At 66.3% G+C, this 7,086-nt stretch carries 8 protein-coding genes; all 8 read left to right on the top strand.

Annotation, left to right across the window (positions count from 1 at the left end; translation table 11 throughout):
• On the top strand, window positions 1–1,442 hold a 1,442-nt coding region (locus tag ACWDTP_RS36140), incomplete at its 5' end, for a cation:proton antiporter (protein ID WP_450028023.1).
• A 104-nt stretch (window positions 1,443–1,546) separates the two neighbouring features.
• Complete coding sequence (locus ACWDTP_RS36135; RefSeq protein ID WP_450028022.1) at window positions 1,547–2,377, top strand: LamB/YcsF family protein; 831 nt, start codon at window positions 1,547–1,549, stop codon at window positions 2,375–2,377.
• Complete coding sequence (locus ACWDTP_RS36130) at window positions 2,374–3,018, top strand: 5-oxoprolinase subunit B family protein (RefSeq protein WP_450028021.1); 645 nt, start codon at window positions 2,374–2,376, stop codon at window positions 3,016–3,018. The genes ACWDTP_RS36135 and ACWDTP_RS36130 overlap by 4 nt, the downstream gene beginning before the upstream one ends.
• Entirely contained in the window at window positions 3,015–3,947 is a 933-nt protein-coding gene (locus ACWDTP_RS36125) for a 5-oxoprolinase subunit C family protein (RefSeq protein WP_450028020.1), read from the top strand. The genes ACWDTP_RS36130 and ACWDTP_RS36125 overlap by 4 nt, the downstream gene beginning before the upstream one ends.
• Window positions 3,948–4,009: 62 nt before the next feature.
• The gene (locus ACWDTP_RS36120; RefSeq protein WP_450028019.1) at window positions 4,010–4,465 is read left to right on the top strand and encodes a VOC family protein; all 456 of its coding nucleotides are present in this window, start codon (window positions 4,010–4,012) and stop codon (window positions 4,463–4,465) included.
• 159 nt (window positions 4,466–4,624) lie between these two features.
• Window positions 4,625–5,932: an MFS transporter gene (locus tag ACWDTP_RS36115; protein ID WP_450028018.1), complete on the top strand. Its 1,308-nt coding sequence runs from the start codon at window positions 4,625–4,627 to the stop codon at window positions 5,930–5,932.
• Window positions 5,929–6,720 carry a D-glutamate cyclase family protein gene (locus tag ACWDTP_RS36110; protein WP_450028017.1) on the top strand — a complete coding sequence of 264 codons (792 nt, stop codon included), beginning with the start codon at window positions 5,929–5,931 and terminating at the stop codon, window positions 6,718–6,720. Before ACWDTP_RS36115 ends, ACWDTP_RS36110 begins: the two co-directional genes overlap by 4 nt.
• Window positions 6,717–7,086, top strand: a 370-nt coding sequence (locus tag ACWDTP_RS36105) for a lyase family protein (protein ID WP_450028016.1), incomplete at its 3' end; no start/stop codon positions are given. The genes ACWDTP_RS36110 and ACWDTP_RS36105, both read left to right, overlap by 4 nt.

The raw sequence follows: 7,086 nt of genomic DNA, 5'->3' as shown, positions 1-7,086 counted from the left end.
TCGGCCTGGTCGTGATATCGGCGTTCGCGGTGGCGGCGGTGTCGTCCTGGCTGGTGATCGTGCCGTTGACGTTCGCGACCGCGCTGGTGCTCGGCGCGATCGTGGCGCCGCCGGACGCCGTCACCGCGGTCGCGGTGGGCCGCAAGCTCGGGCTGCCGAAACGGATGATGGCGATCCTGACGGGGGAGAGCCTGATCAACGATGCCGCCGCGCTGACGCTGTTCTCGATCGCGGTGGCCCAGGTCGCGGGGACCCACACGTTCATCGAGAATCCGTTCCTGCTGTTCGGCTACAGCGCGACCATCGGTCCGATCGTCGGGGCGGTGCTCGGCTATGTGACCTTGTGGATTCGTAAGCGTCTGGCCAATCCGGGCCTGGAGACGGTGCAGGGTCTGGTGGTGCCGTTCGCGGCGTTCATCACCGCCGAGGAACTGCACGCATCCGGTGTACTCGCCGTCGTGGTGGCGGGGTTCGTCGTGGGCAACGGGAACCTGGGCGCCGGGTATCAGACGCGGCTGCAGGAGCGCTACGTGTGGAACTCGGTGGATGTGCTGCTTGAGGCGTTCGTGTTCGCCTACATCGGGCTGCATCTGCGCTTCGTGCTGGAGGATCTGAACGAGGCCCACGAGTCCCTCATCGAGGTCGTGACCGCGTCGGCGGTGGTGCTCGCGATCGTGCTGGTGATCCGGCCGTTGTCGGTGTTCGCCATCTTCGGCCGCAACAAACTCTCCCGGCACGTGGAGAAGCGGCTCAGCGTGCCCATTCCGCAGCGCGGCCGGCGGGGCGCACTCGGTGCGGCGGTCCGCAGGAAACCGAAAACCAAGTGGCGCAACATGATCGATCGGCGCGCGCTGAGCTGGCAGGAGAACGTCGTGCTCTCCTGGACCGGTATGCGCGGGGTGGTGACGCTGGCGGCCGCGGCCGCCATCCCGGTGACCACGCAGACCGGCGAACCGTTCCCCGAACGCGCGACCATCCAGGCGATCGCCTTCGTCGTCGCCGTGGCCACCCTGCTGCTCCAGGGGTCGACGTTGCCGTGGCTGATCCGCAAGCTGCACATCTCGCGGTTCAACGATGACCACGAGGCCGACCGTGCGGAGGAGGTCAAGGCCGAGCGCGTCGTTCACGACGCCGCCGACCAGGTGCTCGCCGAGTTCCAGGCCAACCCGCCGGCCAACCTGAACCCGGCGGTGGTGGAGGAGATCTACAACCGGATCGCCAGGCACACCCAGGACGTCGACGAGATGCCCGACCCCGAGGCGCCCATCAAGCGGGCGGCCGCCTTCTCGGCGATCTTCCGCGAGGTGCTCGCCGCGCAGCGCAGTGCCCTGATCGCCGAACGTGACTCCGGCCGCATCGAGGACGAGGCGGTGCGCACCATGCTCGAACGCCTCGATCTGCAGGAGGCCGGGGTGTCGGCCCGCCTGGAGAGCCGGTTGTAGCGATCCGCGCATCAGCGTCCGGGTGGCGTTCACGAGTGTAAAGACGGTGAAAACTCGAGCGGATCTCGCTTTACCTCGTTTCGCATACCGTGTATACAGAGAATATGTCGTCTACATCACAGGCCGACGGAGTCCTGGCCAGCCCGCCGGCGACGCGCCGCGTCGCGCTGGACACCGACATCGGCGAGGGCTTCGGCGTCTGGGGCACGGCAGACGAGAGCCCGCTGATGGAGCTGGTGTCGGCGGCCAACGTCGCGTGCGGCTTCCATGCGGGTGACCCGGACATTCTGCGGCGAACGTGCGACCAGGCCGCCGCCCTTGGCGTCAGCATCGGCGCGCAGGTGTCCTATCGGGATCTCGCCGGCTTCGGTAGGCGCTTCATCGACGTATCGCCAGCCACACTGGTCAACGAGATTGTGTATCAGATCGGTGCCCTGCAGGCGTTCGCGCGGATTGCCGGGTCAGCGGTCACGTATGTGAAAGCCCACGGGGCGCTGTACAACACTGCGGCACACCACGACGGACACGCTTCGGCGATCGTCCAAGCCGTGCGGCTGGTCGACCCCTCGCTTCCGGTGTTGTGCCAATTCGGCACCCGGCTATGGATGTTGGCGGCCGAGGCCGGCCTGTGCCCACGAGCGGAAGCATTCCTGGACCGCGGATACACCGATGACGGACTTCTGGTTTCGCGGTCGCATCCGGATGCCCTGATCACCGTCCCAGAGGTGGCCGCAGGCCGGGCGTTGACGCTGGTCCGGGACGGCACGGTGGAATCGGTGAGCGGTGCCGCGGTTCGAGTGGTGCCGCCCGGCGACGCGCCCGTCGCCTTGTGTGTGCACAGTGACACCGCGGGCGCGGAAGCGATCGCACTCGCAACGCGCACCACGCTGCGAGACGCCGGTGTACCCCTGAGGCCGATCGGGGACATCAGGTGAACCCGAAATCGGTTGCTCCGCAGTTGCTTCGGGCCGGCGACCGGGCATGGATCGTGGACGTGGATCCGGACCGGATCGCAGCGACAGCCGCGACCGCACGCGACCAGGCGTGGTTCACGATGGTCGAGGACATGGTGCCCGCCGGGGCGTCGATCCTCTTCCGCGCCCACGACCCGGCCGCCATGGATCGACTCGGTGACAGCATCCGCGCCCTGGTGCTGGCCCCGGCGGTGATGGACAGCGCACGCGCACCTTGCGGTGAATCGGTGGTTGTTCCGGTCCGCTACGACGGCCGAGATCTTGACGATGTTGCCGCAGCGCTGGGTCTGACCGTCGAGCAGGTGATCGCCGCACATTGCGGCGCGCGGCATCGCGTCGGATTCTTCGGTTTCGCACCGGGTTTCGCCTATATCGAGGGTCTCCCGGACCAACTGCAACTACCGCGTCGGGACTCCCCTCGGCAGCGGGTCCCCGCTGGAGCGGTCGCGATCGCCGGGCGCCAGTCCGTCATCTACCCGGGTGGCACTCCGGGGGGCTGGCATCTGATCGGCTCGACCACCGAGGTGATGTGGGATCCGGCCGCGAACCCGCCGAGCAGGTTGGCGGTGGGCGACGTGGTGAAATTCGAGGCGCTGACGTGACCGGCGTACTCGACGAACAGTCCGTCTGGATGGGGCCGGCTGACGCGCCGCCGGTGACCGAACTCCGCATCGTCGACGCCGGCTTGACCACCACGGTGCAGGATCTCGGCCGTCCCGGCTTCGCCCACCTCGGTGTCACTCGCTCCGGGGCCGCCGATCGGGCCAGCCTGAGGCTGGCCAACAGACTGGTCGGCAACGTGGAAGGTGCCGCGGCGTTGGAGAACACGCTGGGCGGGCTGCGGATCTCGATCAGCCGCGACCGGTGGGTCGCCGTCACCGGAGCAACCGCCGACGTGCGGGTCGACGAGCGGGTGGTAGCCGACGCCACCCGGCTTCGGCTGCGGGCAGGGCAGACGCTCGCTCTCGGCCGGCCGCGGTCAGGTATCCGCACATACGTCGCTATCCAGGGTGGCGTCATCACCGATCTGGTCTTCGGCTCCGCTGCCACCGACAGCCTGTCGGGGTTGGGGCCGCGACCACTGTCGGCAGGCGACACACTGCCGGTCGGCGCGCCGGCCACCACCGACCTGCCCGAGGTACCCACCGAACTCGCCGTCTTCCGTAGCACCGGCACCTCGGTCGATCTATCGTTTCGGTGGGGTCCGCGCGACGCGCTGTTCTCTGCGCACGACCGAGCTGCGCTGCTGCGCACCACCTGGGCAGTGACCCCCCAATGTGACCGTGCCGGAGTGCGACTCACCGGGCCGCCCTTGACCATTGGCTCGCAGAACCTGCCGAGTGAGGGAATGGCGGTCGGCGCCATCCAGGTGCCACCGTCCGGACAGCCGATCGTGTTCCTGGCCGACCACCCCGTCACCGGCGGATACCCGGTGATCGGAGTGGTCACCGAAAGCGACATCGACCGGCTCGCGCAGGCAGCCCCCGGCTTCCAGGTGCGCTTCTCGGCGCTATCCGCGGGAGGTCCCTGACGAAACTTCGTAACGCCTGACACAACAACACCTTGCAGACCAACTCATGAACAGGAACCTGTATGACTGCACCCACTGCCACCAAGCTCGTCCCGTTCCACCTCGCCATCCCCGTTGACGACATCGACGCCGCGCGTGAGTTCTACGGTGGCATCCTCGGATTCAGCGAAGGTCGTTCGGATACCAAGTGGATCGACTGGAACTTCCAGGGGCACCAGGTGGTTACCCATCAGGTTGACCAGGCGCCCACCGAAGGCGCTGAAGACAACATTGCGGGCACCAATCCCGTCGATGGCCACAATGTTCCGGTACCGCACTTCGGGCTGGTCTTGTCGATCGCCGACTTCAAGGCGCTGGCTGCCAAACTTCAGGCCGTCGGAACCGATTTCATCATCGACCCTTACGTGCGTTTCGCCGGTGAGCCGGGGGAGCAGTGGACGATGTTCTTCCTCGACCCGGCGGGTAACGCGATGGAGTTCAAGGCGTTCGCCAACATCGACCAGCTCTTCGCCAAGTAGTCGACGACCCTGACACCCGAACGGCTCAGGACGAACTCGAACGCACTTGTTCGTCCTGAGCCGACACGGATCAGCTTCGGCGTGCATCAGGCCCATGCCGGGGCCTGCCAACATCCTCAGCCCTTTACTCTTTCGGAGTCCGCAATGTCCAGTGTACCCATGTCGGCCGCGCCGGCCGAGAGTCCGGATACCTTGCCCACGCCTACTTTTCGCCCCCGCCGCGCGGCTCTGGCCGCCGCGGCGGGCACTGCGGTCGAGTACTACGAATTCGGCCTCTACGGCTATCTCACGGTCATCATCGGCCCGCTGTTCTTCCCCAGTGACAACCCCACCGCGTCCTTGCTGGCCACTCTCGCCGTCTTCGGCAGTGCCTTTGTCATGCGTCCGCTCGGCGGCCTGGTGTTGGGTCACCTCGGTGACCGGTTTGGCCGCAAACCGATCCTCATCACGACCGTCGTCGGAATGGGAACTGCGACGGCTACCGTCGGGCTGCTGCCCACCGCCGCCGCCATCGGCAGCCTGGCGCCGCTCGCCCTACTTCTGGTTCGGCTCGCGCAAGGTTTCTTCGCCGGCGGTGAAGTGACCGGCTCGGCCACCTACCTCCACGAGTCGGCGCCGCCGCGCCGGCGGGGCTTCTTCGGCTCCTTCACCCCGGTCGGTGTCGCTGTCGGCGGCGGCGCCGCGGCGCTGGTCGCCGGCACCACCACCTCCGTCCTCGACGAGCAACAGCTTCAGGACTTCGGCTGGCGCATTCCTTTTTTGATGGCGCTGCCGCTGATCGCCGTCACCTTGATCGCCCGCAGCAAGCTCGACGACTCACACGACTTCGTAGCCGCCACTGAGGATTCCGCGCCCGCGAAAAGCCCGCTGGGGGAGGTCTTCGCCCGTCACAAAGCAGCGGTGATCAAAGTGATCGTGCTTGCCATCGGGTCCAATACCGGCTACTGGGTGGGCCTGATCTTCATGAACATCTACCTGACCACCTATCTGGGATATCCCAAGTCCAATACCTTCTGGATCATGGCAGGCATCAACTTCATCGTCGCGACGATGATGCCGTTCTGGGGTGGGCTCTCCGACCGCGTCGGACCGAAGAGATTGGTAACACTGGGGTTTCTGGGCTACGCCGTCCTGGTGCTGCCGACCATGGTGCTGATGGACCAGGGCAACTTCACCCTCGCAGTCGCCGCAATGTTCCTGCTGGCCTTGCCGATGCCCATCGTGCAGGCCGTCACCTATCCGGTGTACGCCGCGCAGTTCCCCACCCGGGTCCGCTACAGCGGATTGTCTTTGTCGTTCAATATCGGCACCATCGTCGGCGGCGGCCTTACCCCGTACCTGGCCACCTTCCTGATCGGCCGCACCAACAACCTGCTGATGCCGGGGTTCTTACTGATGTTCGCGGTGACCATGGCGCTGGTGGCCCTGTACTTCGTGCGCCAACCTGACGAAGAGCCGGTGCTATGACACCCACACCAAAACATCCAGCGGAGCTGCGGGCATTGATCGCGCGGGGAGTGTGGACACAGCCCACCGCGGGCATCCTCGACGATTATCAACAGGCGAACCTGGTGATCGTGCCCGCGTCGGCGGGAGACGACTTCAGCGCGTACTGCCGGCGTAACGCCGACGCCTGTCCAGTGCTGGCGCACGGTGACCCTGGTCAGCCGTTGTTGACGTATCAGGGCTGCACCGTGGACGTTCGCACGCAGGTGCCCAAATACCGTGTCTGGGTACAGGGCTCACTGGTCGCGGAACCTTGCGACATCGCAGAGTACTGGCGCGACGACGCGGTGGCGTTCGCGCTCGGCTGCAGCCATACCTTCGATGCCGCCCTGCGCCGGGCGGGCATTCCTGTGGCAACCACCGCACCACCGGTGTACGTCACCACCCGGGTCACCGAGCCGGCGGGCCGTTTCGCCGGGCCTCTGGTCGTGAGCATGCGACCTGTCCCTGCCGGGCTCGTCGACATCGCGACAGCGGTGACCGAACGTTACCCCACCGGCCATGGACGTCCGGTCCATGTCGGTGATCCTGCCCAACTCGGGATCGCCGACATCACCCGTCCGGATTACGGCGTTTACCCGGGTATCGACGACGACAACGTACCGGTCTTCTGGGCATGTGGCGTCACGCCACAGCTGGCTCTGCAGTCAGCCGAATTGCCGTATGTAATAACGCACTTCGCTGGACACATGATCGTATTCGACACACTTCTCAATCCGGACGGCGCGGCACAGGAGGTGCTCCGATGACGGTCAGCGCCCCGGCAGAGACCAGGCGAGAGCACGACCTGCTCGGCGGGGTCGACGTTCCTGCCGACGCCTACTACGGGGTGCACACCGCGCGAGCCCAGCACAACTTTCCCATCACCGGGACACCGATAGCCCGGCACGCCGAACTCGTTCGAGCGCTGGCCGGCGTCAAAACCGCCGCCGCCACCGCCAACCGGGACCTAGGGCTGCTGAACCGATCGATGGCAGACGCGATCATCGCCGCATGTGCCGAAATACGGTCGGGCCAGCTGCACGACCAGTTCGTAGTGGATGTGATGCAGGGCGGCGCGGGAACATCAACCAACATGAACGCCAACGAGGTCATCGCGAATCGGGCGCTCGAAA

It is taken from the genome of Mycobacterium sp. NPDC003449, from assembly GCF_053588415.1.
The sequence above is the reverse complement of the archived record's forward strand: the minus strand, read 5'-3'. Positions and strand labels throughout refer to the sequence as shown.